The sequence below is a fragment of the Ruegeria sp. YKSE079 genome (assembly GCF_059612845.1).
Window position 1 is genome coordinate 21,466 of record NZ_JBXWRJ010000025.1, and the last position, 23,554, is coordinate 45,019.

Annotated in this window: 24 protein-coding genes; 10 read left to right on the plus strand and 14 right to left on the minus strand. The window is 61.4% G+C overall.

Going from position 1 to position 23,554, the window contains the following annotated elements; all coding sequences use genetic code 11:
• Nucleotide 1 precedes the first annotated feature (1 nt).
• Nucleotides 2-2,332: an ATP-dependent Clp protease ATP-binding subunit ClpA gene (clpA, locus tag AC2FMY_RS19025; RefSeq protein WP_480749550.1), complete on the plus strand. Its 2,331-nt coding sequence runs from the start codon at nucleotides 2-4 to the stop codon at nucleotides 2,330-2,332.
• Nucleotides 2,332-3,288, plus strand: a complete 957-nt coding sequence (locus AC2FMY_RS19030; RefSeq protein WP_496743714.1) for a M23 family metallopeptidase — start codon at nucleotides 2,332-2,334, stop codon at nucleotides 3,286-3,288. The genes clpA and AC2FMY_RS19030 overlap by 1 nt, the downstream gene beginning before the upstream one ends.
• A 5-nt stretch (nucleotides 3,289-3,293) precedes the next feature.
• Here the strand turns inward: AC2FMY_RS19030 and AC2FMY_RS19035 are convergent, their stop codons facing one another.
• From AC2FMY_RS19035 to AC2FMY_RS19045, 3 genes are all read right to left on the minus strand, one after another.
• On the minus strand, nucleotides 3,294-5,018 hold the full coding sequence (locus AC2FMY_RS19035) for a peptidoglycan -binding protein (RefSeq protein ID WP_496743712.1): 1,725 nt from the start codon (nucleotides 5,016-5,018) through the stop codon (nucleotides 3,294-3,296).
• Between the two features lie 3 nt (nucleotides 5,019-5,021).
• Entirely contained in the window at nucleotides 5,022-6,209 is a 1,188-nt protein-coding gene (locus AC2FMY_RS19040; RefSeq protein ID WP_480749553.1) for a biopolymer transporter ExbB, read from the minus strand.
• Nucleotides 6,210-6,277: 68 nt separating this feature from the next.
• Complete coding sequence (locus AC2FMY_RS19045; protein ID WP_496743710.1) at nucleotides 6,278-6,808, minus strand: gamma-glutamylcyclotransferase; 531 nt, start codon at nucleotides 6,806-6,808, stop codon at nucleotides 6,278-6,280.
• 65 nt (nucleotides 6,809-6,873) lie between these two features.
• Here AC2FMY_RS19045 and AC2FMY_RS19050 point away from each other — a divergent pair, with 65 nt between their 5' ends.
• A complete protein-coding gene (locus AC2FMY_RS19050) occupies nucleotides 6,874-7,875 on the plus strand; it encodes a DUF2125 domain-containing protein (RefSeq protein ID WP_496807900.1) in 1,002 nt (333 codons plus the stop codon).
• 5 nt (nucleotides 7,876-7,880) lie between these two features.
• On the opposite strand, the gene AC2FMY_RS19055 is transcribed toward AC2FMY_RS19050, so the two are convergent.
• From AC2FMY_RS19055 to AC2FMY_RS19070, 4 genes are all read right to left on the minus strand, one after another.
• On the minus strand, nucleotides 7,881-8,741 hold the full coding sequence (locus AC2FMY_RS19055) for an extensin-like domain-containing protein (protein WP_480749556.1): 861 nt from the start codon (nucleotides 8,739-8,741) through the stop codon (nucleotides 7,881-7,883).
• The gene (locus AC2FMY_RS19060) at nucleotides 8,738-9,658 is read right to left on the minus strand and encodes a prephenate/arogenate dehydrogenase family protein (RefSeq protein ID WP_480749557.1); all 921 of its coding nucleotides are present in this window, start codon (nucleotides 9,656-9,658) and stop codon (nucleotides 8,738-8,740) included. Before AC2FMY_RS19060 ends, AC2FMY_RS19055 begins: the two co-directional genes overlap by 4 nt.
• On the minus strand, nucleotides 9,655-10,740 hold the full coding sequence (gene hisC, locus AC2FMY_RS19065; RefSeq protein ID WP_496743705.1) for a histidinol-phosphate transaminase: 1,086 nt from the start codon (nucleotides 10,738-10,740) through the stop codon (nucleotides 9,655-9,657). Before hisC ends, AC2FMY_RS19060 begins: the two co-directional genes overlap by 4 nt.
• Before the next feature lie 65 nt (nucleotides 10,741-10,805).
• Nucleotides 10,806-12,221 carry an aminotransferase class V-fold PLP-dependent enzyme gene (locus AC2FMY_RS19070; RefSeq protein WP_496743703.1) on the minus strand — a complete coding sequence of 472 codons (1,416 nt, stop codon included), beginning with the start codon at nucleotides 12,219-12,221 and terminating at the stop codon, nucleotides 10,806-10,808.
• Between the two features lie 102 nt (nucleotides 12,222-12,323).
• On the opposite strand from AC2FMY_RS19070, the gene AC2FMY_RS19075 reads away from it, so the two are divergent.
• Nucleotides 12,324-12,785, plus strand: a complete 462-nt coding sequence (locus AC2FMY_RS19075) for an Lrp/AsnC family transcriptional regulator (RefSeq protein WP_496743702.1) — start codon at nucleotides 12,324-12,326, stop codon at nucleotides 12,783-12,785.
• A gap of 84 nt (nucleotides 12,786-12,869) precedes the next feature.
• On the opposite strand, the gene rpsD is transcribed toward AC2FMY_RS19075, so the two are convergent.
• Nucleotides 12,870-13,490 carry a 30S ribosomal protein S4 gene (gene rpsD / locus AC2FMY_RS19080; protein ID WP_480749561.1) on the minus strand — a complete coding sequence of 207 codons (621 nt, stop codon included), beginning with the start codon at nucleotides 13,488-13,490 and terminating at the stop codon, nucleotides 12,870-12,872.
• Between the two features lie 190 nt (nucleotides 13,491-13,680).
• On the minus strand, nucleotides 13,681-14,232 hold the full coding sequence (locus AC2FMY_RS19085; protein ID WP_496743699.1) for a hypothetical protein: 552 nt from the start codon (nucleotides 14,230-14,232) through the stop codon (nucleotides 13,681-13,683).
• A gap of 165 nt (nucleotides 14,233-14,397) precedes the next feature.
• Between AC2FMY_RS19085 and AC2FMY_RS19090 the strand changes: the two genes are divergently transcribed.
• Both AC2FMY_RS19090 and AC2FMY_RS19095 read left to right on the plus strand, forming a co-directional pair.
• Nucleotides 14,398-15,462 carry a glycosyltransferase family 2 protein gene (locus AC2FMY_RS19090; protein WP_496807901.1) on the plus strand — a complete coding sequence of 355 codons (1,065 nt, stop codon included), beginning with the start codon at nucleotides 14,398-14,400 and terminating at the stop codon, nucleotides 15,460-15,462.
• 98 nt (nucleotides 15,463-15,560) lie between these two features.
• Nucleotides 15,561-16,235, plus strand: a complete 675-nt coding sequence (locus tag AC2FMY_RS19095) for an ankyrin repeat domain-containing protein (RefSeq protein ID WP_496743695.1) — start codon at nucleotides 15,561-15,563, stop codon at nucleotides 16,233-16,235.
• Between the two features lie 2 nt (nucleotides 16,236-16,237).
• Here AC2FMY_RS19095 and AC2FMY_RS19100 read toward each other — a convergent pair whose 3' ends face one another.
• Nucleotides 16,238-17,026, minus strand: coding sequence for a thioesterase family protein (locus tag AC2FMY_RS19100; protein WP_496807902.1), 789 nt, complete (start codon nucleotides 17,024-17,026; stop codon nucleotides 16,238-16,240).
• Nucleotides 17,027-17,042: 16 nt separating this feature from the next.
• On the minus strand, nucleotides 17,043-18,278 hold the full coding sequence (locus AC2FMY_RS19105) for an acyl-CoA dehydrogenase family protein (protein ID WP_496807903.1): 1,236 nt from the start codon (nucleotides 18,276-18,278) through the stop codon (nucleotides 17,043-17,045).
• A gap of 124 nt (nucleotides 18,279-18,402) precedes the next feature.
• Here AC2FMY_RS19105 and AC2FMY_RS19110 point away from each other — a divergent pair, with 124 nt between their 5' ends.
• Entirely contained in the window at nucleotides 18,403-19,338 is a 936-nt protein-coding gene (locus AC2FMY_RS19110; protein ID WP_496807904.1) for a 2-hydroxyacid dehydrogenase, read from the plus strand.
• Here AC2FMY_RS19110 and yghX read toward each other — a convergent pair.
• The 3 genes from yghX to AC2FMY_RS19125 all read right to left on the minus strand — a co-directional run bounded on the left by yghX (nucleotide 19,335) and on the right by AC2FMY_RS19125 (nucleotide 21,179).
• Nucleotides 19,335-20,243, minus strand: coding sequence for a YghX family hydrolase (yghX, locus tag AC2FMY_RS19115; protein ID WP_496743688.1), 909 nt, complete (start codon nucleotides 20,241-20,243; stop codon nucleotides 19,335-19,337). The two genes, AC2FMY_RS19110 and yghX, sit on opposite strands and share 4 nt — an antisense overlap.
• A 122-nt stretch (nucleotides 20,244-20,365) precedes the next feature.
• A complete protein-coding gene (gcvH, locus tag AC2FMY_RS19120; protein ID WP_496743686.1) occupies nucleotides 20,366-20,725 on the minus strand; it encodes a glycine cleavage system protein GcvH in 360 nt (119 codons plus the stop codon).
• A gap of 130 nt (nucleotides 20,726-20,855) precedes the next feature.
• Entirely contained in the window at nucleotides 20,856-21,179 is a 324-nt protein-coding gene (locus AC2FMY_RS19125; protein ID WP_496807905.1) for a hypothetical protein, read from the minus strand.
• 205 nt (nucleotides 21,180-21,384) lie between these two features.
• Here AC2FMY_RS19125 and AC2FMY_RS19130 point away from each other — a divergent pair, with 205 nt between their 5' ends.
• From AC2FMY_RS19130 to AC2FMY_RS19140, 3 genes are all read left to right on the plus strand, one after another.
• On the plus strand, nucleotides 21,385-22,218 hold the full coding sequence (locus AC2FMY_RS19130) for a bifunctional allantoicase/(S)-ureidoglycine aminohydrolase (protein WP_496807906.1): 834 nt from the start codon (nucleotides 21,385-21,387) through the stop codon (nucleotides 22,216-22,218).
• A gap of 134 nt (nucleotides 22,219-22,352) precedes the next feature.
• The gene (locus AC2FMY_RS19135; protein ID WP_496743680.1) at nucleotides 22,353-23,126 is read left to right on the plus strand and encodes an ion channel; all 774 of its coding nucleotides are present in this window, start codon (nucleotides 22,353-22,355) and stop codon (nucleotides 23,124-23,126) included.
• Nucleotides 23,127-23,222: 96 nt separating this feature from the next.
• A complete protein-coding gene (locus AC2FMY_RS19140) occupies nucleotides 23,223-23,534 on the plus strand; it encodes a hypothetical protein (protein WP_496807907.1) in 312 nt (103 codons plus the stop codon).
• Nucleotides 23,535-23,554: the final 20 nt, after the last annotated feature.

A 23,554-nucleotide genomic window follows, 5' to 3' on the forward strand; every position in this document is an offset into this window, starting at 1 on the left:
CGTGCCTTCATTCTCGAGCACATTGGAACAAGCCATTCACGCGGCCCTCGCGGCGGCGAATGAAAGGCGACATGAATTTGCAACGCTGGAACATCTGCTTCTGGCGCTGCTGGAAGAACCCGATGCCGTCCGGGTGATGAAGGCATGCAGCGTCAATCTGGACGAGTTGCGCGAAACACTGGTCGAATTCATCGACGAAGACCTCTCGAACCTCGTGACCGATATCGACGGCTCCGAAGCGGTGCCTACCGCCGCATTCCAGCGCGTGATCCAGCGCGCCGCGATCCACGTGCAAAGCTCGGGCCGCAACGAAGTGACTGGCGCCAACGTGCTGGTGGCCATCTTTGCCGAGCGCGAAAGCAATGCCGCCTATTTCCTGCAGGAACAGGACATGACCCGCTATGACGCGGTCAATTTCATTGCTCATGGAGTGGCCAAGGACCCGGCCTTTGGCGAAAATCGCCCCGTGACCGGTGCCGAACATTCCGAAGACGAAGCACAGGCAACATCCTCGACCAGCGACGCCGAGCAAAAGGAAAGCGCGCTGGGCAAATACTGCGTCGACCTCAACGCCAAGGCCCGCTCCGGCGAAGTCGACCCACTGATCGGACGCGCCGACGAGGTGGAACGTTGCATCCAGGTGCTCTGCCGCCGCCGCAAGAACAATCCGCTGCTCGTAGGCGACCCCGGCGTCGGCAAGACCGCCATCGCCGAAGGCCTGGCGTATAAGATCGTCGAGGGCGAAGCCCCTGACGTTCTGGCGCATACTACCATCTACGCGCTCGACATGGGCGCGCTGTTGGCAGGCACCCGCTATCGCGGCGATTTCGAGGAACGGCTCAAGGCGGTCGTGACCGAACTGGAAGAACATCCCGACGCGGTGCTGTTCATCGACGAGATCCACACCGTGATCGGCGCCGGCGCAACTTCGGGCGGGGCGATGGATGCTTCGAACCTGCTGAAACCCGCCTTGCAGGGTGGCAAGCTGCGCACCATGGGATCGACCACCTACAAGGAATTCCGCCAGCATTTCGAAAAGGACCGCGCCCTGTCCCGCCGGTTCCAGAAGATCGACGTGAACGAACCTTCGGTCGAGGACAGCATCAAGATCCTGCGCGGCCTCAAGCCCTATTTCGAAAAGCATCACGACATCAAGTACACCGCCGATGCGATCAAGACGGCGGTGGAGTTGTCGGCCCGCTACATCAATGACCGCAAGCTGCCCGACAAGGCCATCGACGTGATCGACGAGGCCGGCGCGGCGCAACACCTTGTGGCCGAAAGCAAGCGCCGCAAGACCATCGGCGTGAAAGAGATCGAGGCGGTGGTCGCCAAGATTGCCCGCATCCCGCCCAAGAACGTCACCAAGGACGATGCCGAGGTTCTCAAGGATCTCGAAGCCTCGCTCAAGCGCGTGGTGTTTGGTCAGGATCAGGCGATCGAGGCGCTGTCGAGCGCCATCAAACTGGCCCGCGCCGGTTTGCGCGAACCCGAAAAGCCCATCGGCAACTACCTGTTCGCGGGTCCGACCGGTGTCGGCAAGACCGAGGTCGCAAAACAGCTGGCCGATACGCTGGGCGTGGAACTGTTGCGTTTCGACATGTCGGAATACATGGAGAAACACGCGGTCAGCCGTCTGATCGGCGCGCCTCCGGGCTATGTCGGCTTTGATCAGGGCGGTCTTCTGACCGACGGTGTCGACCAGCATCCACATTGCGTGCTGCTGCTGGACGAAATCGAAAAGGCGCACCCGGACGTGTTCAACATCCTGTTGCAGGTGATGGACCACGGCGAGTTGACCGATCACAACGGGCGCACGGTGAATTTCCGCAACGTGGTGCTGATCATGACCTCGAACGCGGGCGCCGCCGAACAGGCCAAATCCGCCATCGGTTTTGGCCGCGACCGTCGCGAGGGCGAGGATACCGCCGCGATCGAACGGATGTTCACGCCCGAATTCCGCAATCGTCTGGATGCGGTGATCTCCTTCGCGCCGCTGCCGAAAGAGGTCATCCTGCAGGTGGTCGAGAAGTTCGTCCTCCAGCTCGAAGCGCAGCTGCTGGATCGCGGCGTGTCAATCGAACTGACACATCAGGCCGCCGAATGGATCGCCGACAAGGGCTATGACGACAAGATGGGCGCCCGCCCGCTGGGCCGCGTGATCCAGGAACACATCAAGAAACCCCTGGCCGAGGAATTGCTGTTCGGCAAGCTCGCCAAGGGCGGTGTGGTCCGTGTGTCGGTCAAGAAAGGCGCGCTTGATCTTCAGATGGTCGGCCCCGGTCAGGCCCGGATTTCGGGTGACAAGCCGCCTCTGCTGACCGCCGATTGATGCGCGCAGCGCTGATCGTATTGGCACTCGCCGCCACTTCGGCGGCGAGTGATCCGGTTCTGCACCTGCCCATTGATTGCACGTTGGGCAAAACCTGCCATATCCAGCAATTTGTCGACCGGGATCCGGGATCGGGCGCGCGCGATTTCAGGTGCGGCACACTCAGCTATGAAGGCCACAAAGGCACCGACTTTGCGTTACCTTCGCTGGCAGCGATGCAGGCGGGCGTCAACGTCAAGGCCGCTGCGGCGGGCACGGTACGCGCCACCCGCGACGGTATGGAAGACCGCCGCTTTAATGCAGCAACTGACGCTGCGGTTGCGGGGCGCGAGTGCGGCAACGGCGTGCTGATTGTGCACGAAGACGGCTGGGAAACCCAGTATTGCCACATGAAACGCGGCTCGATCCGGGTAAAGAGCGGCGACACTGTTCAGCCGGGCGATGTGCTGGGACAGGTCGGGCTCAGCGGTCAGACGGAATTTCCCCACCTGCACCTGTCCGTGCGCCATGATGGTCAGGTCGTGGACCCGTTTGACCCGAAAGATCCGTCGCAATGCGGCGACCCGGCAAAGACCCTCTGGCAGACACCGATCCCCTATCAGCCCGGCGCGTTGATCGCGGTCGGGTTTTCCGACCATGTTCCGACATACGAGGCCATTCAGGCGGGCACCGCTGCACAGGATACGCTGGTCGGCAAGGCCAAGGGGCTGGTTTTTTTTGGCTATGCCTTCGGCGGACTGGCCGGGGATGTCATTCGCCTGACAATTCATGGCCCTGACGGCGAAGTCATCGATCACGAAACCACGCTGGAAAAAAATCAGGCGCAGTTGTTCCGCGCTGCCGGACGCAAGCTTACCGCCGCGCGCTGGCCCGCCGGGCAGTATACCGGCACGGCCGAGTTGCGGCGTAACGGAACGGTTATCAGCAGCAAAAGCATCCAGATCGACATGCCCTGACCGGATTATTTTTCGGTCAGTTTCAGCTCGATCCGGCGGTTCTTGGCCCGTGCTTCCGGGCTGTCCGCCGTATCCACGGGCTGGAACTCTCCGAACCCGTTGGCCGACAGCCTCTGAGGTGGAAGTCCCAGCGCCTCAACCATGAACCGCACCACCGACAGCGCCCGCGCCTGACTGAGTTCCCAGTTGTCCCGATACTGCCCGGTGCCCGACAGCGGCAGGTTATCGGTGTGGCCATCCACCCGGATCACCCAGTTCAGCTCGTCGGGAATATCCTGCGCCACGCTGCGTAGAATATTGGCAACTTTCGAGACCTCGACCTGACCATCGATCGACAGGTCTGCCGAGGCCGGATCGAACAAAACCTCGGACGAGAACACAAATCGGTCACCCTCGATGCGCACGCCTTCCTGATCGCCCAGAACCTCGCGCAACCGGCCAAAGAATTCCGAACGGTACCGCTCCAGATCTTCAGCCTGTGCCACCAACCCCTGGTTCTGCGCCTCCAGCCGCTTGCGCTCGGCTTCTTCCAGCAGGCGGCGTTTGCGTTCTTCCGAGGCGGCACGCGCCAATGCCGCGTTCAGGTCCTGCCCCAGCGTCTGCAACTGCACCTCGGCCGCCGCGTTGCGGTCTTCGTAATCGTCCAGCAAGGCCTGCAACGACCCCAGCTGGTTGCGCAACGCCGACACCTGCTGGTTCAGCAGCGCGGTCTGCCGCTGCGCCTCGGCCGACGCGGCCTGTTCCGCGGCAAGCGCCTGATGCGCCTGCGCCAGCATCGCGGCCCGTTCATTGGCCAGATTGCCCTGGACGCGGGCCGTGTCTTCGGCTTCGCTTTGCGCAGTTAGCGCGGCATTCAGCCGGGCCTGCACCTCTTCGGCTGTCAGCGACTCGCCCAGTTCAAGTTCCAGTTTCTTTTTTGCGGCCTCGGCAGCAGCCAGCAGGGTCAGGGTATCCTCTGCCTCCTGCCGCTGTTTTTCCAGTGCCAGCGTCATCGCCGTCAGTTCGGCATCGGCATTCTGCAGCCGTTCGCGCAACACCGCCGCAGCCGCAGCCTCGGACAGCTTATCGGCCTCTTCCTGGCTCAACTGCTGTTGCAAGGCCGCGATCTGTTCGGCGTTTTCCTCGCCCGATTGCTCAAGATCGGCAATCAGCGCCTCAAGCGCCTCGCGTCTTGCGGCCGCCAGCCGGGCCGCCTCGACCTGGGCGTCAACCTCTTCCCGGCTGCGGGCCAGCGCCAGGTTCAGCGCCTCCTGCTCGGACAGCAGATCTGCCCGCTCCGTTTCCAGCGCCCGGATGTCACCCAACGCCCGTTCCTGATCGGCCAGCAACGCCGCTACCTGCGCCTCGAACGCGGTGATCCGGGTCTGCGCCTGATCCAGCGCCGCCGTCTGCCTGTCGCGCTCGGCGGTCAGCGTGCCAATCAGCGCCTGCGCCTGTGACAGATCATCCTCGGTTTCGGTCAATGTGGCGTTCAGCGCCCCAAGCCGCGCCTGCAAACGGCTGGTCTGCCGCTCTTCCAGCCCCAATGCCTCGGCCAGCGCCGCCACCTCGTTCGACAGCGCGCTCAGCTCGTCCTCCTGACCCGAGATCGTTTCGCGCAGCACGAATTGCACGACCATGAAGATGGTCAGCACGAATGTCAGCACCATCAAAAGCCCGGTCATCGCATCCACGAAGCCGGGCCAGACCGACCCCTGGAACCGATGTCCGGTGCGGCGCGACAGGGCCATGGCTTAGTCTCCGTCCGGCGTGGCGGTATGCGCCCTGAGCGATCCCCGCGAAATCGACAGCGCCTTGACCACCAGTTCGATATCCTTGCGCAGTTCCAACAGGCTCTCCTGCCGTCCGGCCGAAATCTCTTCGAGAATGCGCAGCAGCTGCACATCCATCGACCGCAGCCGCATCCGGCTCTCGGCATCCAGCCCTTCGCCATCGGCCTTTTCGCGCAGGTGATCCAGCAGCGCCTCCTGCCCCAGCGCCACCCGATCCAGCGCCGAGGTCACGCCCTCGGTCTCGGCCTGCCGCTGGTTCATCTCTCCGATCACGTCGACCAGACGCCCCAGCTTGTCGGACACCACCGAATGGCCCTCTTCGTTGGCCTGGAACATGTCCTGCAACGTGTCCATCTGCTGCGACATCGCATCCAGAATCGGCGCCAGCAATGCCAGCTCCGCGCCACCCTCGTCGCCCGAGGCAAACCCAACACGGGTGATCGAGGACAGCCATTCCTCCAGCTCGCGATAGAACCGGTTCTGCCCATGCCCTGCAAATAGCTCCAGAAGTCCCACGATCAACGACCCGGCCAGACCCAGCAGCGACGATCCAAAGGCCACGCCCATGCCGCCCAGTTGCGCCTCAAGCCCGGTCATCAGGCGGTTGAAAACGGTCAGGCCCTCCTCTCCCTCCTGCGGATTGAGGCTGCGGATCGTATCCACCACCGCCGGAACCGTCGTGGCCAGACCAAAGAACGTCCCCAACAGGCCCAGATAGATCAGCAGGTTGGTGATATAGCGCGTGATCTCGCGCTCTTCCTCGATCCTCTCGGCCACCGAATCAAGGATCGACCGGGTCGAGGTCGAACTGATCTGGGACCGCGCCCCGCGCGAACGCAGCAGCGACGCCAGCGGAGCCAGCATTTGCGGCGGCGTGCTGCCATCGGTCTCGACGCCGCCCACGAAACCTTCGATCCAGCGCACCGATCCCATCAGCTGGACCACCTGATAGAAACAGGCCAGCACGCCGATGACAAAGACCAACAGGATAAAGCCGTTGAGATAGGGATTGGCCTCGAAAACCGGCATGACCCTTGGCAAGGCCACAAATACCCCAAACCCTGAAAGCCCGATCACGATCAGCATCATGAGGATCTGTCGGAACGGTTGCGAGAATTGAGGTCTCGCTTCGCGGTGTGCCTGCGCCATGCGCCTTGTTCCCGGTTTCTTCTGCTCTTGGCCGAACCTAGCGAATATCCGCCGGTGAAGCCAAGGAATTATGCCATCAGATTGCGAACGCGCTCTGAAAGCCACTCCAGATCCGGATCGCGCAATCCGATCTCGATCAGATGCTCGGTGGTATTGAACAGATACTCGGTGTTCGGCCCCCGCCCGCCGACGGCGCGCGCGATGATCTGCGCCTGTTCTTCCAGCGGCATGCCGCCACAATATTGCACGTGATGCGGGTCGATCACATAGGTCACCGCGTTCACCACCTCGCCGCATTCCAGATGCACGTCCAGCATCCGTTCCAGATAGGCAGACGAGATCAGCTCGCGCTCGCGCAACTCGTCCAGGGTGCGCTCCTCGTGACCGGGCTCGACCGCCAGCGCCAGCCCCTTGCAATGGGCCTCACCGACCTCGTCCAGCGCCAGCACCAGACCGGGGTTTTCCTCGGTGCCGCGATGGTGGATCGAAGACATGCAGAACGACCGGGCATAGCCATGCAGCGTCGCAAGCTCGCTGCGCGCCACTGGGAATCCGGGGTTCCACAACAGTGATCCGTATCCGAACACCCACATCGTCATCGCACTGGTCCTCGCCTGTTTGCGCCTATAAACATCAAAATCAGGGCAGGAAAAAGGGCCATTTCATGAACCGGCTGGTTCGCTTCTTCATTCTCGCGGCACTGCTTTGGTCAGGCTACTGGTTCATTGCCGGCTACGGCCTGCGCTCGGCCATCTCGGGCTGGTTCGACCAGCGCCAGCAACTGGGATGGCAGGCGGAGTTTTCCGATATCACCACAACCGGCTATCCCGCGCGCCACGTCACGCGCCTGAATAACCCCGCCCTGGCTGATCCGGCCACCGGCACCGCGTGGCGCGCCGACTGGATCGACATCGCCAGCCCTGCTGTCTGGCCCGGCCGCCAAACCCTGCACTTCGCCAACACGCCACAGCGGTTTTCCTATCTCGACCAGACCGCGATCGTCGCGGCGCAACAGTTGCAGGCCGGGCTGCACCTCCAACCCGGCGTCGCACTGGTTCTGGAACGGCTTGCACTGACCTCTGGCCCCTGGTCGATCTCGCAAGAGGGTACGGCGCTGGCAGGCGCCGCCGATCTGACCCTTGTGATGGAACAGACCGACCAGCCTGAAACCTATGCCCTTGCCGCGTCCGCCGACGGCTTTTCACCGGGGCAAGGGTTGCGTTCGCTACTACGCTCGTCCCGCTCGCTGCCGCAGTCCTTCGAAACGCTTGAACTCGACATGCTCACCCGGTTCGACAAACCCTGGGACCGCACCGCATTGGAAGAACGCCGCCCGCAGCCGGTCTTTATCGATCTCGCGCTGGCCGAGCTGAAATGGGGCGCGCTGCGCCTTTTCGCGACTGGAGAGCTGGATATCGACGCCCGGGGCATTCCAACCGGCCAGATCGCGATCAAGGCCGAGAACTGGCAGGACATGGTGGCGATGGCCAACGCCTCGGGCGCGCTGCCCGATCAGGCGGTTGATCCGGTAAACCGCGTGCTTGGTCTGCTGGCGGGGCTCAGCGGCAATCCGAATGCGCTGGACGTGGAATTGGGCTTCCGCGACGGCTTTGTCACTCTGGGCCCGGTGCCACTTGGCCCGGCGCCGCGCATTTTCCTGCGCTGAGCGCTTCAGCGACAGTATGGCCCGCTGCGATGGCGCGCTGTGTCCAGATGGAAATGGTCGCGGTGATAGCCGTCGGACCCCGGTCCCAGCACCGTTCCGAACGGCCCGCAGGCATCTTTCCGAATTCTGCGCAACAGCGTCAGCGACTGCCCCCGCTTCCACCCTTCCAGCACGGTCAGCACTTCGCCATCCATCATCTTGAAGGCCGAAATGTCGATGGCCCGTCCCCTGCCGTGTTCCGATATCTTTGCGCCCTTGCGATTGTTCCGGGTCCGGCACGCGTAATGCGCCGCAACCTTCAGTTCGACCACCGGCCCGCGGCGGCGAAAGGTTGGCTTGACGGAACGTTCCACCCAGGTGTTCAACGCCTCGGCGGTGCCGCAATCCATGATCGCGGGCTGGCTCAGCACCACGCCGGAAACCGATTTGACCTTGACGGCATCCTTGATCCCGCAGCCATTGACCTTGTTGGGTACGTTGCCGATTTTTTCACCCTGAATATCGATGTTCCCGCAGACCGACCCCTTGCGCAGGCGGCGCTTCTTGAAAAATGCCTGCTGCTCGACGGCCTCGGGCCGTTTGTAGGGAAACGGCGATACATCCGGCCCAAGTTTCGGCAGATCAGCAGGCCGCGCGGCCGCCGCCATGACTTGCGGGGAAACCGGGCGCAACACCGGGCGCAAATCGGCCAAATCCACCACGGTCGCGATGGTATCCTGCGCCGCGGCGCTTGCGGCCTCGACCAACGCGACCTCGGATGCGGTTCGGGATTTGGGGGTCAGTGAACTTTCGGGCGGATTGGCAATCGATACTGTTGCGGCAAGCACAATTGCTCCAAAAACCAGAACTCCGCCCAATCGCCTCATGACTTGGCCTTTCCTCGCCCGAAATCGGGGGCATCCGTATCCTGCCCCGCGTCGATGATTCCTCGTCGTATTGCTCTTGTGTGGGTGAAATAATCGAAAAGATGCTCGCCGTCACCTGTTCTGATCGCCCGCTGAAGCGCAAAGAGTTCCTCGGTGAACCGTCCGAGGATTTCCAGCGTCGCGTCCTTGTTGGTCAGAAACACGTCGCGCCACATGGTCGGATCGGATGCCGCGATCCGGGTAAAATCGCGAAATCCGGCCGCCGAATATTTGATCACCTCGCTATCGGTCACCCGGCGCAGGTCATCCGCAACGCCAACCATCGTATAGGCGATCAGGTGCGGCGCGTGGCTGGTTACCGCCAGCACCAGGTCGTGGTGATCGGCATCCATCTCGTCCACGTTCGACCCCATGCCCTCCCACAGCGCGCGCAGCTTTGCGACCGCCTCCGGCTCCGTTCCCTCGACCGGAACCAGCAGGCACCAGCGGTTGTCGAACAGCTCGGCAAAGCCCGATTCCGGTCCCGAATGCTCGGTCCCGGCCAGCGGGTGGGCTGGTACAAAATGCACACCAGGGGGGATGAAAGGCTGTACAGATTGTACAACATGGCGCTTGACCGAGCCGACATCCGTCACCGTCGCGCCCGGCTTGAGCACCGGCGCGATCTCTTCGGCAACCGGTCCCATCGCACCCACCGGCACGCAAAGTACAACCAGATCAGCCCCCTCGACCGCCTCGCGCGCACTGTCGCAAACCCGGTCACACAAGCCGATCCGCCGTGCGGTGTCACGGGTTTCCGCAGAGCGGGCATAGCCCGTCACCTCACCCGCAAGCCCCGCACGCTTCATCGCCCAGAACATCGACGACGCGATAAGCCCAAGGCCGATCAGCGCCACGCGGTCATAAACCGGGCTCATGCCGCACCCCCTTTGAACGCAGCGACAGCCGCGGCAACGCGACGGCAGGCCGCCTCATCCCCTACGGTGATCCGCAGCGCCTCGGGCAGGTGATAGCCCGCCACCCGGCGCACGATAAGGCCTTGATTTTGCAGGTAGACGTCGCAGGCCTCGGCCTCGGTCCGGCTGCCAAAGCGGGCAAGGATGAAATTCGTGCAGGACGGGTCGGACGGCACCCCGACACCGGCCAATTCATCAGCCAGCCAGGCACGCCATCTGGCGTTCTCTGCCTGACAGAACGCGACATAGGCCCGATCCCGCACCGCAGCCTCCGCCGCCTCAAGAGCCGTCGAAGACAGGTTGAAAGGCTGGCGGACACGGTTGAGCACGTCGATAACTTCGCGCGGGGCATACCCCCAGCCGACCCGCATGCCACCAAGCCCGTAAATCTTTGAAAACGTTCGTGTCATGATGACGTTGCTACGCGCATCGACCACCGAGATACCGCCATCGAACCCCTCCACGAACTCGGTATAGGCACCATCCAGCACAAGGATCACATGATCCGGCAGGCCATCGGCCAGCCGCGCGACCTCGGCCTCGGGGATCATGGTCGAGGTGGGGTTACCGGGATTGGTCAGGAACACCACCCGCGTTTTTTCGGAACAGGCCGCAAGAATCGCATCGACATCCACCCTGCGCTCGCGCTCGGGAACCTGCACAGGAACCGCCCCGGCCATCCGCGCCAGAATGGGGTACATGGAAAACCCGTGTTCGGTGTGAATGACCTCGTCACCCACTCCGGCATAGGCCTGTACCACGAACTGCAGCACCTCGTCGGAACCGACACCGCAGATGATCCGGTCCGGGTCCAGCCCGTGCACTTCGCCAACGGCCGCACGCAGACCGGCGTGATCGGTGCTGGGATAGCGATGCAGAGACGCCGCGCTAGCTCGCACCGCTTCGATCGCCAAAGGGCTGGGACCAAACGGGTTTTCGTTCGAGCTGAGCTTGATGACGTCGGTCACGCCGTCGACATGGGATTTGCCGCCCTGGTAAAGGGCGATGTCCATGATGCCGGGTTGTGGTGTGATCTTGTTCATGCAGGGCGCTCCTTGACTGCGCCCCTCATAGCGATGTCACGACCCTGAGAAAAGCCGCAAAACCCTCATGCGGCCTTGAAGCGCGCCGTCGCCGGATCGGCGTTGTAGTACGGAGCGTAATCCTCGGTCCGGCGCGACAGCTCGTTGACACTGTTGATGATGAACTGAACCGTCTCTTCGCGCATCAGGTAGGAGAAATTCAGGCGGACCCAACCGGGTTTCTTCAACTCTTCACCTGCGGCAAGCGCGGCATGCAGGGCCTCGGAGGCCTCCTTGCCGATCCCCAGAAGGCGATGCGCGTATGGCCCGGCGCAGGCGCAACCGCCACGCGCCTGAATGCCATAGATGTCGCTGAGCATGCGTGTGAACAGCTGCTGATGTACCGGATTGCCGTCCCGATCCCGCACGAGAAAGGAAAAGATCGGCAGCCGGTGCGATTTGTCTACGCCCAGCAGAGTCAGGTGCGGATTGTCCCGCCATCCCTCCAGCGCCATGCGGTTGAACTGCGCCTCGCGCCGGGCAATCTCCGCAGTACCCACGGCATCCTTGACGATGAAAGCAAGAGCTGCGCGAATATCGCCGATCACGTTGGGTGTTCCGGCCTCTTCCCTCGCGGCCAGATCGGTGCTGTAGTCATGGCGCCACGGCGAGACGAAAGACACCGTGCCGCCGCCAGGCCAGCTTGGGCAGGCGCGTTTCACTGCTCCTTTGTTGACGACAAGAACACCGGACGCACCCGGCCCGCCAGGGAACTTGTGCGGCGAGACGACGATGGCGTCCTTGCGGGCATCCTTCGGACCCATATCCATCGGCAGATAGGGGCCGCCGCCGGCGTAATCCCAGATGGCCAGCGCGCCGTGCCGTTTCAGCAGGCGCGTCACCGGATCCGGGTCGGTGATGATCCCTGTCACGTTCGATGCCGCCGAAAATGACCCAACGATCAGGTCGGAATATGCGTGCTCTGCCAGCGCCACTTCCAGCGCCGCCAGATCCGGCCCACCTTCGGGTGCTTCCGGGATTTCGACGACCTTGGCCTTGCTTTCGCGCCACGGAAGTATGTTCGAATGATGCTCATACGGCCCGATGATGACAACCGGCTGGTCAGCCTCCCCTAGTCCGAATAAGCTGACCAGCCGATTGAGCCCCGCGGTGGCGCCCGACCCGGTAAAGATCACCGCGTCCTCTCCCCTTGCGCCAACAACGCGGGCAATCTCGGCGCGCGCGTCGCGGCGCAACCGAGTGATGTAGGACCCGCAAAAGGAGGCTTCGGTATGGCTGTTGGCATAGAATGGCAGAACGTGACCGGCCACAAAGTCTTCGACCTGACGCAGGGCCCGCCCCGAAGCGACGTAATCCGCATAAACCAGCGGGACATCGCCTTGAAGGCCCGGGATCAGGATGTTCTCGCCGATCAGCCCCTCCCGCAGGGTTTCATCCCGAACGGCGGCTTCGATGGTTGCACGAAACATTGAAAGGGTCATTGTTGAAGCTCCTTTAGGCCCTTCCAATGTGATCCAATAGTTGTATGGAAACTTCACCTATTTCTCTTCATTTAAGTAATTTTTTGTGTCATATGAACGATTATGTCGGACAAAATAGATCATATTGACCGCCGCCTTCTTATCGAGCTGCAAAAGGATGCATCGCTCTCGCAAAGGGATCTGGCGGATCGCGTGGGGTTGTCACAAAACGCCTGCTGGCGACGGTTGAAGATGCTGAACGAAAGCGGCGTCCTGAAAGGGTCAACGGCCCGGCTGGCGCGGGAGAGGCTGGGGCTGAACCTTGTCGTCTTTGTCATGCTGCGCACACGGCACCATTCGGCCGAGTGGCTGCAAGCGTTTCGCAGCCATGTCCTGACCATACCCGAGGTCGTGGATTTTCATCGTATCGGTGGCGACTATGACTATCAGCTCAAGGTGGTGACGCAGGATATGACATCCTATGACAAGGTCTATCAACGACTGATCGAGAAGGTCGAGCTGGATAGTGTCACGTCATATTTTGCGATGGAAGCGATCGCCGAAGGACGGCCCTTGCCCTTGTGACCTGCAGTGCATCTTCTGTTTTCTTAAACAGAAAAAGGCCGCGCATCTCGCGCGGCCTATCTGACTTGGAATGTCCGGCGAAGATCAGTTCTTCGCGTAGAATTCGACGACCAGGTTCGGTTCCATGATGACTGCGTACGGCACATCGCCCAGGCTCGGGGTGCGCACGAATGTGGCGGTCATTTTCGAATGGTCGGCGTCGATGTAATCCGGCACGTCGCGCTCGGCCAGCGAGGCGGCTTCCAGAACAACAGCGAGTTGCTTGGATTTGTCGCGGACCTCGATCACGTCGCCTTCCTTGACGCGGTAGGACGGGATGTTGACGCGCTGGCCGTTCACCTTGACGTGGCCGTGGTTCACGAACTGACGCGCAGCAAACACGGTCGGCACGAACTTGGCGCGGTAAACGACGGCGTCCAGGCGGCGCTCCAGCAGGCCGATCAGGTTTTCACCGGTGTCGCCTTTGACACGCTCAGCTTCGGCATAAATGCGGCGGAACTGCTTTTCGGTCAGGTCGCCGTAATAGCCTTTCAGCTTCTGCTTGGCGCGCAGCTGCAGACCGAAATCCGACAGCTTGCCCTTGCGGCGCTGGCCGTGCTGGCCGGGGCCGTATTCACGGCGGTTGACCGGGGATTTCGGACGACCCCAGATGTTTTCGCCCATCCGGCGGTCGATTTTGTACTTGGCAGACGTGCGTTTGGTCACGGCTGATCTCCTTCAGTTTTGGTCACGGCCTTTTGGGCCAGTATGAAGGGCGTTGTCCTCTTGGGTTTCCCCATGACAGGCATCCCCTTGCGGGGGCCACCAACACCAACGAAGCCGCGCTTATATCCGCCTTTGGGGCGGAGTCAACACAACAACGACGAATTTCGGCAATGTACGGAACTGGGTCGGCTTACGCCTGGGCCGCCAATCGATTCGGCATCCAGACGACTTCGCCGCTGTCGGGCGCCTGCTCGTCACCGCAGGTAAATCCGGCGTCGGCGTTTGCGGCCTGGATGTCGTCGACGACAATCGGCTGGTCCAGCAAGGCCGAAACGGTTTCCTGTTCAACCCAAAGCTCGGTTTCGCGTGGCGGCAGCACGCCCTCGAACACCACGAATAAATGTTCGTACATGTCGAAGCGGATCACCTTTGCCGAATAGGTTTGCGCACCATTGGTCACCGTGAACCGGGCGCAGAACGGACCCTCGCCCTGAACTGCCTGAAGCACATCTGCGCTTAGCGAAGGACGAAGCGATGACACATTGTGGATTCCGGCGGCGCTTGGGTTCTGCCCCAACCATCCTGACGCGGGATTGGTTTCCAGGCCATCAACTCGGCTGGCCTGCCCACGCCACGACCACGCCGCACCACGCCTGATCGCTGAAATCGGTGGCGTTTCCAGCCCGTCCAATTCCGTTTGCGACCAGGAAATGACAAATGTCCCCTGCTCTCGCCTGCTCATCCGCCCGTATACCCGTTATTCATTTTTGCACTTGTTATTGCGCGAAAGGTTAACAGGTGAAATCCGTCAAGAAAAGGTATTTCATGGAGTTTTCACCACTATACCTCGTATAGGTCGCGCTTTGGTCACTTGAATCGTTAAACACCCATTGCTACCAAAGCATCAATGACACCGGACCCGTCCACGCCTCGTATCGTTGCCTGTACCTGCCTGCGGGATGACGGATCATATATCCTTGAATGGATCGCCCATCATCTGGCCTGCGGTTTCGACCATTTTGTGGTTTTCACCCATGACTGTTCGGACAGCAGCCCGGCGCTTCTGGACGCGCTGTCAGCGGCAGGTGTTGTGACACATGTCGCGTTTCAACACACGCAAAAGGTCACCGCGCAATGGCAGGCGCTGAAACTGGCGGCAAAAAACCCCGCCATTCTTGCCGCTGACTGGGTCTTGTTTTTCGACTGCGACGAATTCCTTTGGCTGCCCGAGGACTGCGCAAGCATTGGCCAACTTGTCGCGATGTTCGAGGATCGCTCCGGCCCGTTCGACGCCCTGGCAATCCCGTGGCGTTTTTTTGGGTCGGACAGCGTCGCCAGCCGGAATGATGGTATAACACCGTCCCGGTTTTTGTCCGCCGCCCCACCAGACCTGCATTTCCCGCTGGGGCATTTGTTCAAATCCCTGATCCGACCCGGGCGTTTCAGCAAGCTGGGTGTGCACCGACCAAAGTTTGTGGTCTCGTCAAACACACCCAAATGGCTGGGGCCGGACGGTTTGCCATTGCCAGACACGTTTGCCCGGCAGAACGCCCGCATCAGCTTTTACGGGATGAACAGAGGCGTGGAACAGGTCGGACTGAACCACTACTCGCTTCGGTCGCTCGACGAGTTTCTTGTCAAGCGGCAGCGCGGTTTGCCCAACCACATGACCAAGCAGATCGGGCTGGATTATTGGGTCGAGCGGAACTGGAACACGGAGCCTGAACCGCGCATTCTGCCGATGCTTGCGACTACACGGGCCAGATTGGCCGAATTGCTTGCGCTTCCGGGTGCTCAGGACCTCCATGAGCAATGCCTGTCCGAATATGCATCCCGGCTGGCCGTGATAAACACGGATATCGACGCGCTGCGTTTGGCTTGGCAAATCGGACTTTTGACCGAGAACGCCCCGCCAACAGCCCAAGCTGCTGCCCGGTATATCCGCAGCCAGACCAAGGCCAGATCCAGCTGACACCTGTGCGCATCGCGCGGATTCTGCAATACTGGGCCTCGGGTGCACCCAAAAATCGGGTCGCACCCCCTGTCACGGACATGTAAGTGAGGCACGACATGACGAAACTGGTCGTTTTTCTGATCCTTGCCCTGAGCGCGACCGGCGCGCAGGCCCAGATCGCCCCGTCTGCCGCCGAAATCGCGGGTTATGAAGGGTTGCACCGGGCGGCCCATAACGGGGATGTCGCCGAAATCGCGCGCCTTGCTGCGGCAGGCGCCGATCTGAATGCCCGGGACCGGCGGGGGCGAACACCTGCCCACGTAGCTGCTTACGCATCACAGGACGAGGCCCTGCGCGAACTGGCCCGGGCCGGAGCCGACATGAATGCGCTGGAAGGACAGGCCTATGACGTTGTGACGATCGTGGCGGTGGCGGATGATCCCGACCTGATGTCTCTGGCCATCGAGCTGGGCAACGATCCGGGCCTGACCACCAGCCCCTATGACGGCACCGCCCTAATCGCCGCAGCGCATCTGGGCCATGTCGAAGTCGTTCGTCGCCTGATCGATGCCGGCGCGCCGCTGGATCATGTCAACAATCTCAACTGGACCGCGTTGATCGAAGCCGTTGTTCTGGGTGATGGCGGGCCAGACCATCAGGACGTGCTGCGCCTGCTGCTTGAGGCGGGAGCGGATCGTACCATCCCCGATCGAAACGGCGCCACACCGCTGGATCTGGCGCGGGCGCACGGGTATTCCGAGATGATCGCGCTTCTCGAAGCGCCCGAATAACCTTATGCGGGCGGGAACAGCACCAGCGTCTGCAAGGCCGTCGCCACCGGGCCTTGGGTGTCGTAAAGCACCGCCTGCGCCATGCCGACACCGTTGTCGTGCCAGTGCGACACCGTTTCCGAGGCAAGCCAGTCCGAGACCGGCTCGCGGTGGATGTGCACGCTGAGGTCGGTGTTCATGAAACCCAATTCCGTTGGTGGGCAATTCCAGGATATCCCGTTGCCGCAATCGGCCAACGGGCAAAGCGATTGAACCGGTGACTGCACTTCGTCTTCAAGAAGTGACGGTGCGCGCATCCAGATCGTCTTGGGGCCGGGATCGTGGGATTGTCCCTTTGGGAACCGGACATCGACGAATTGTGCAAAGAACGGCAGGTCGTGGCGCGCAATCCGGATCGGGAAATGGCCTGGTATCGCATCTGTGAAATCCGGTGCCGGAACGCTTGCAGTGGGAACTGGCCCAATAGCCTTGCGCACCAGATGCATGGTCGTGGCGCTGACACAGAGAGTGCCGTCAAGATCCCTGACCTCGGCGCGGGTGGTCGCCAGAGTGCGAGTGTGCCGCACCGTTTCCACCGCGACCCTGAGACCTGTGAGGGGCAGCGGACGCAGTACGTCGAGCGTCAGGCGCGTTAGCATCTTATCCGGCCCCACCTCTCGCTCGGCAGTACGGGCCACCAGCCCGGTCACGGGGCCGGCATGGCAGTGGTCGGCTGACCACGGCCCGCGCGTGGGGTCGTTTGCAATGAATTCACCGTCTGGCCCCTGCCGGAAATATGACGGGTTTTTCATCGTCATCCCCTGCCTTTCAGATCTTTTCCTGCGTGTATTTCTTGAGTTCCGCCCGAGCCACCTGCCGGCGGTGCACCGCGTCCGGGCCATCGGCCAGCCGCAAGGTGCGCACATGGGTCCAGGCCATCGCCAGCGGTGTGTCCTGGCTTATTCCCTGCCCGCCGAACATCTGCACCGCCTCGTCAATGACCTTGAGCGCCACGCGCGGCGCCACCACCTTGATCTGACTGATCCACGGTGCTGCCGCCCGCGCATCGCCCTGATCCATATACCACGCAGCCTTGAGGCACAGCAGGCGCGCCATCTCGATCTCCATCCGGCACTCGGCAACGATGTCGTAGTTCGCCCCAAGCTGCGCCAGCTTCTTGCCAAACGCCTCGCGCTGCAGCGAGCGTTTGCACATGCGTTCCAGCGCGATCTCGGCCTGTCCGATGGCGCGCATGCAATGATGAATGCGACCCGGCCCAAGGCGGCCCTGCGCGATCTCGAACCCGCGCCCCTCGCCCAATATAATGTTTTCGACAGGCACGCGTACATCGGTGAAGCTGATATGCATGTGCCCGTGCGGCGCGTCGTCGTGGCCGTAAACCTCCATCGCGCGCAATACCTCGATACCCGGTGTTTCAGCGGGGACAACGATCATCGACTGGCGTTTGTGCTTGGGCAGGTCATCGCCGCCGGTTTTGACCATCACGATATAGACCTTGCAGCGCGGATCACCCGCGCCGGATGACCACCATTTTTCGCCGTTCAGCACATAATGGTCACCATCGCGAACGCAGGACATCGAAATATTGGTAGCATCCGAACTGGCCACGTCCGGTTCGGTCATCAGATAGGCCGAGCGAATCTCGCCTTCCAACAGCGGCTTCAGCCATTCTTCCTTCATCTTGTCCGAGCCGTAGCGTTCGAACACCTCCATGTTGCCGGTGTCGGGGGCAGAGCAGTTGAAAATCTCGGCCCCCAGCGGGGTCTTGCCCATCTCTTCGGCAAAATAGGCGTATTCGACGGTGGTCAGCCCAAACCCCTTGTCGCTGTCGGTCAGCCAGAAATTCCACAACCCCGCCGCCTTGGCCCTGGCCTTCAACCCTTCGAGGATTTCCGCCTGGCGTTCAGTATATTGCCAGCGGTCGCCCTTGCCGATTTCGGCCTGGTATTCCTCTTCCAACGGCATGATCTCGTTGCGCACCATGTCCGCGACGCGCCCCAGCAGCTTACGGTTTTCCTCACGCATGGCGAATGTCATGTTCATGAAACTTTCTCCTCGAACGGCCGCACCAGGGTTTACCTTGGCTGTGAGGATGGCTTAGCTGCGCCGGGAAAGTCCAGTTGCGTGACGATACCTCACGCAACGGAACAAGAGGGAGGAGCAAGCCATGGCGCTATTGATCGAAACCGGGATATCGGGCTGGATGAGCAATGCAGAGATCGCCGAACAGGTGCGCACAGCGCTGCCCGGGGCGGATGTGCGGACGCCCGATGCCATCGGTGACCCCGGCGAAATCGCGATGGCGGCGGTGGTATCACTGAACCCGGAAGGGCCTGCGCGCCTGCCCAACCTGCAACTGGTGCAAAAACTGGGGGCCGGGGTGGAAACCATCGTGCGCCACCCGGCCCTGCCTGACCATGTGCGCGTGACGCGGCTGAAACCCGACGCCCCGGCGCGCGAGATTGCCGAGTGGTTCCTGGCCTATATCCTGCGCACCCACCGCAATATGCCTCAGCACGAAGCCGATCAGCGCAAGGCCGTCTGGAATTCGGTAGAGCCGGTCTATACCCCTGAGACGGTCGTGGGCGTTCTGGGCCTTGGCCATATCGGCGGGCGCACCGCACGCATGCTGCGCGACATCGGATTTCAGGTCAAAGGTTGGAGCCGCTCGCCGAAATCCATCGACGGGGTCGATTGCCATCACGGACGGGCCACGTTGCCGGCCATGCTGGCAGAGTGTGACCATGTCTGCGCCATCCTGCCCTCGACCCCCGACACCCATGGCTTGTTCGACGCCAGCCTTCTGGCGGCAATGAAACCCGGCAGCCAGTTGTTGAACGCGGGGCGTGGCGACCTGATCGACGAAGTGGCCCTGATGCAGGCGCTGGATCAGGGACGTCCGGGTCATGCCGTTCTGGATGTGGTCAGTCAGGAACCCTTGCCCAGCGATAACCCGCTTTGGTCGCACCCGCGCGTCACCCTCACGCCGCATGTGTCGGGCTGGCATCTGGGCGATGCGCTGAAGGACGTGGCCGAAAACTATCGCCGCCTTACTACCGGCGAGCCGCTGCTGCACGAAGTGGACCGCCGGAGGGGGTACTAGCCCAATTTCCGGCCGAAGAAATCCATCGTCCGCGCCCAAGCCAGTTCTGCCGCCGCTTCATCGTATCGCGGCGTGGTGTCATTGTGAAAACCATGGTTCACATTCGGGTAGAAATGAACCGAAAAAGCCTTCTGGTTGGCCTTGAGCGCCTCGGAATACGCAGGCCAGCCCGCGTTGATCCGGTCGTCCAATCCGGCATAGTGGATCATCAGCGGCGCTTCGATCGAAGGCACATCTTCGACCGCCGGCTGCCGCCCGTAAAACGGCACTGACGCCGCCAGATCGGGATAGGCCACGGCCAGCGCGTTACAGACGCCACCCCCGTAGCAGAATCCGACCGCGCCGATCTTGCCTGTCGATCCTTCGTTGTCGCGCAGGAATTCGAAGGCGGCAAAAAAATCCGCCATCAGCTTGCCGCCATCCAGCGTCCTTTGCATGGCGCGGCCGTCGTCGTCATTGCCGGGATAGCCACCTAGCGGCGTCAGCCCGTCGGGACCAAAGGCAAGGTATCCGGCCTTGGCGCAACGGCGCACCACATCCTCGATATAAGGATTCAAACCGCGGTTTTCGTGCACGACCAGAATGGCCGGCAACGGACCTTCTTGCCCCATGGGGCGCGCCATCAGACCCTTTATCGCGCCATGCCCTTCGGGGCTGTCATAGTCGACAACCATGGTTTCGATGGCGGGATCGTCGGGGGCGACTTGCTGTGCCAGCGCATAGTTCGGCTGTAGCTGTTCCAGCAACATCGCACCAGTGACACCCGCGGCGGCATAGCGGCCCGCCTGCGCGATGAATTCGCGCTTGGACAACTGTCCGTGCACGTAGCCGTCAAAAATTTCGAGAATACGCTGATCGAATTCGCCCGCCGATTTCCGGCGTTCCGGTCCTGGGTTTCCGTCCATCACCCACCTCCCTGCATCAGGAGTGCAATCTAGCACGAAACCGGGCCGGACCAGGTCACGAAAACGAGATGCGTTCAGTTGCGGCGGGCCCGGCCCGCCGCCCGCAGCCGTGTTTTCTTGCGTCAGCTAATGAAGTCTTTATAGCCCGCTTCGTCCATATAGTCGTCCATCGGCGACAAATCGGACGCCTTGATCTTGAAGAACCACGCATCACCCATCGCGTCCTCGTTGACCAGGCCGGGGTTGTCAGCCAGTGCTTCGTTGACCTCGACGATCTCGCCATCCAGAGGTGCCAGAATGTCGGAAGCGGCCTTGACCGATTCGATCACCACGATCTCATCGTCCTTGCCGACCTCGGTGCCGACCTCGGGCAGTTCGACAAACACAACGTCGCCCAACTGCTCGGCCGCGTGGGCGGTGATGCCCACTGTCACCAAATCGCCATCGGCGTCCAGCCATTCGTGCTCTTCAGTAAATTTCATGTCCCTTGTTCCTCTGGACTGTTTTTTTCCTGGCACCGCTCCATGCTCGAAACGCCGCCTTGACTGCATGAATAAAAGATTCGTGCCGTTCGTCAAAATCATTCGAACGTCACATCGTCAATCTTGTGTGTCAGGGCGTCAGAACCCATTTGCCATTGGCGTCCAGACAGCGCCGGGTGCGGATCTCGCGCGAGGCATCCGCGCCACCGGGCGTAAAGACATATTGCAGTTGGGCGCAGTTGTCGCGCATCTCGCGCACCCGCACTGTACCTTTTGCACCGGTGTCGTCATTGGCCCAGGCGACCTCTTGCCCGGTCGAGGGCCGACCGCCGGCAAACAACGAGTTTGCCGCCGTTCCCATGATCTCGAAATCTGCCGGGCTGAGACCCAGTTCGGCGACCATTCGTGACAGGGACTTCGCCTGCGCCACCGGCGCCGTGACCGCGATCGTCATGACAACAAGGGTCGTGCAAATCCATTTTTTCATGACTGCCTCACACATGATTTCCATTTGTCCTCAAGGATATCCCGCACCTGTCGGGATGTCCAAGCCCTGCACCAAAATCTTCAAATAATTCCGAAGAAACCTTTCCGCCTGCCAGCGCTAGGACCGCCAGTTCTTTCCCGGCATAGTGCGCCGGAAACCCAACGAGGCATTTATGGCACAAAGAACCTATTACGCGCCCACCGGCGGTCATCCTGGGCAAGACCAGCTATTAACCGACCGCGCCATGTTCACCGAAGCTTATGCGGTGATCCCCAAGGGCACGATGCGCGATATCGTCACCAGTTTTCTGCCCTTTTGGGAAGGAACGCGCCTGTGGGTCCTGTCCCGCCCTCTCAGCGGGTTTGCCGAGACGTTTTCGCAATACATCATGGAAGTGCAGCCCGGCGGCGGTAGCGACAAACCGGAAACAGATGACGGCGCCGAAGGCGTGATCTTTGTCGTCGAAGGCGCGGTGACGCTGTCGATCGGCGGACAAGACCATGTGCTGGAGGAAGGCGGTTACGCCTATATCCCGCCCGCCAGCGACTGGAGCCTGCACAACCGCGCTGGCCCGGTGGCCCGGTTCCACTGGATACGCAAGGCTTACCAGGCTGTGCCCGGCCTGCCCGCCCCCGATCCGGTCATCACAAATGAGCGCGACATCGCCCCCAACCCGATGCCGGGCACCGAGGGGCGATGGGCCACCACCCGTTTTGTCGACCCTGCCGACCTGCGTCACGACATGCACGTCACCATCGTCACATTCGAGCCGGGCGGTGTGATCCCCTTTGCCGAAACCCATGTGATGGAGCATGGGCTTTACGTGCTCGAAGGCAAAGCCGTCTATCGCCTTAATCAGGACTGGGTCGAGGTCGAGGCGGGCGATTACATGTGGCTGCGCGCCTTTTGCCCGCAGGCCTGTTATGCGGGCGGCCCGGGCCGGTTCCGCTATCTGCTTTACAAGGACGTAAACCGTCATATGCCGTTGTCATTGGTGGGGCGCTAGAGGCAGACGGGCGGTTTTGCCATGATCGGCTGGCGGTGATACCGGTTGAAAATCAGGTCCTTCCAGTGTTTCCTTGCATTTGGCCGCCCGGTTTCGGATCGGGCGCCAGGGTGCAATCAGACCGATGCTGTCGAATGGCAAAGCAAGTGCTGACCAAGATCAGATCCCTGTATCAGGGAACGACGCCACAGGCGCACCGGTTCCGTTATGCGCTTTTGGCTTTCGACATCACGACGATCCTTTTCGTCATCGTGACGTCATTCTTCCCGCACACTTTGGCGATCGAAATCACCGACGCGGTTTTCGGCCTGCTGATTCTGACCGATTTCGGCATCCGTGTCTGGCTGGAAGCCGACAAGGGCCGCTTTCTGCTGCGCCCGGCGACATGGGCCGACATCATCGCGGTCTTTTCCTTTCTGGCCCCCATCGCGGGCGAAGGTCTTGGGTTCCTGCGCATTCTCAGAACGCTGAGGTTGTTGCATACCTACCAGCTATTGATACGGCTGCGTCAGGATTTCAAGTTCTTCCGCGAAAACGAAGAGGTGGTTTTGGCCTCGATCAACCTCGGCGTCTTTCTGTTCATCATGACCGGGCTGATCTATGCCACGCAATCCGGCATCAATCCGCAGATCGGCAACTATGCCGATGCGCTCTATTTCACCGTCACCACACTCACGACGACAGGGTTTGGCGACATCACCCTGACCGGCACGTGGGGTCGGATGCTGGCGGTGGGTGTGATGATCTTTGGTGTCACGCTGTTCCTGCGCCTGCTTCAAGTGCTGTTTCGCCCAACGAAAGTTCGACAGGAATGCGGCACCTGCGGGCTTGTCCTGCACGACGCAGATGCCGTGCATTGCAAGCATTGCGGAAAGACCATACGCATTCGCACCGAGGGGGTGGCGTAACCGCAAAAGGGACGCCAATTCGCGTCAAGCCTTCACATGCAACGCCGAATTTGCTCAAATCCAGAAGAGAGCCCGCATTGATCAGGAGTTGAATTCATGAAACCGCGCATTTCCATTGCCGTCTTAGCAGCCCTTGCCGCCCTTGCACCCCCTGCCATGGCCAAAGACGAAGCAACCACTGTCCACGTGATGAGCCGGACATGGGCCGTCACCCAGGTGTCGGACGAGCCGGTGATCTATCGCGCCACCCGCGATAACAACAACCTCAATCCGTTCGGCCCGCCACCGCGTTTGCGCACGATTCAGGCCATGGCCGCGATCAGGCAGGCCACGGGGTGCCGCGCGATCTATTCCAGCATGTACCAGAACATCTCGGGACAGTTCTTTTCCCAGGTCAGTTGTAACTGACGAAGCGGCTGCACGGGGCC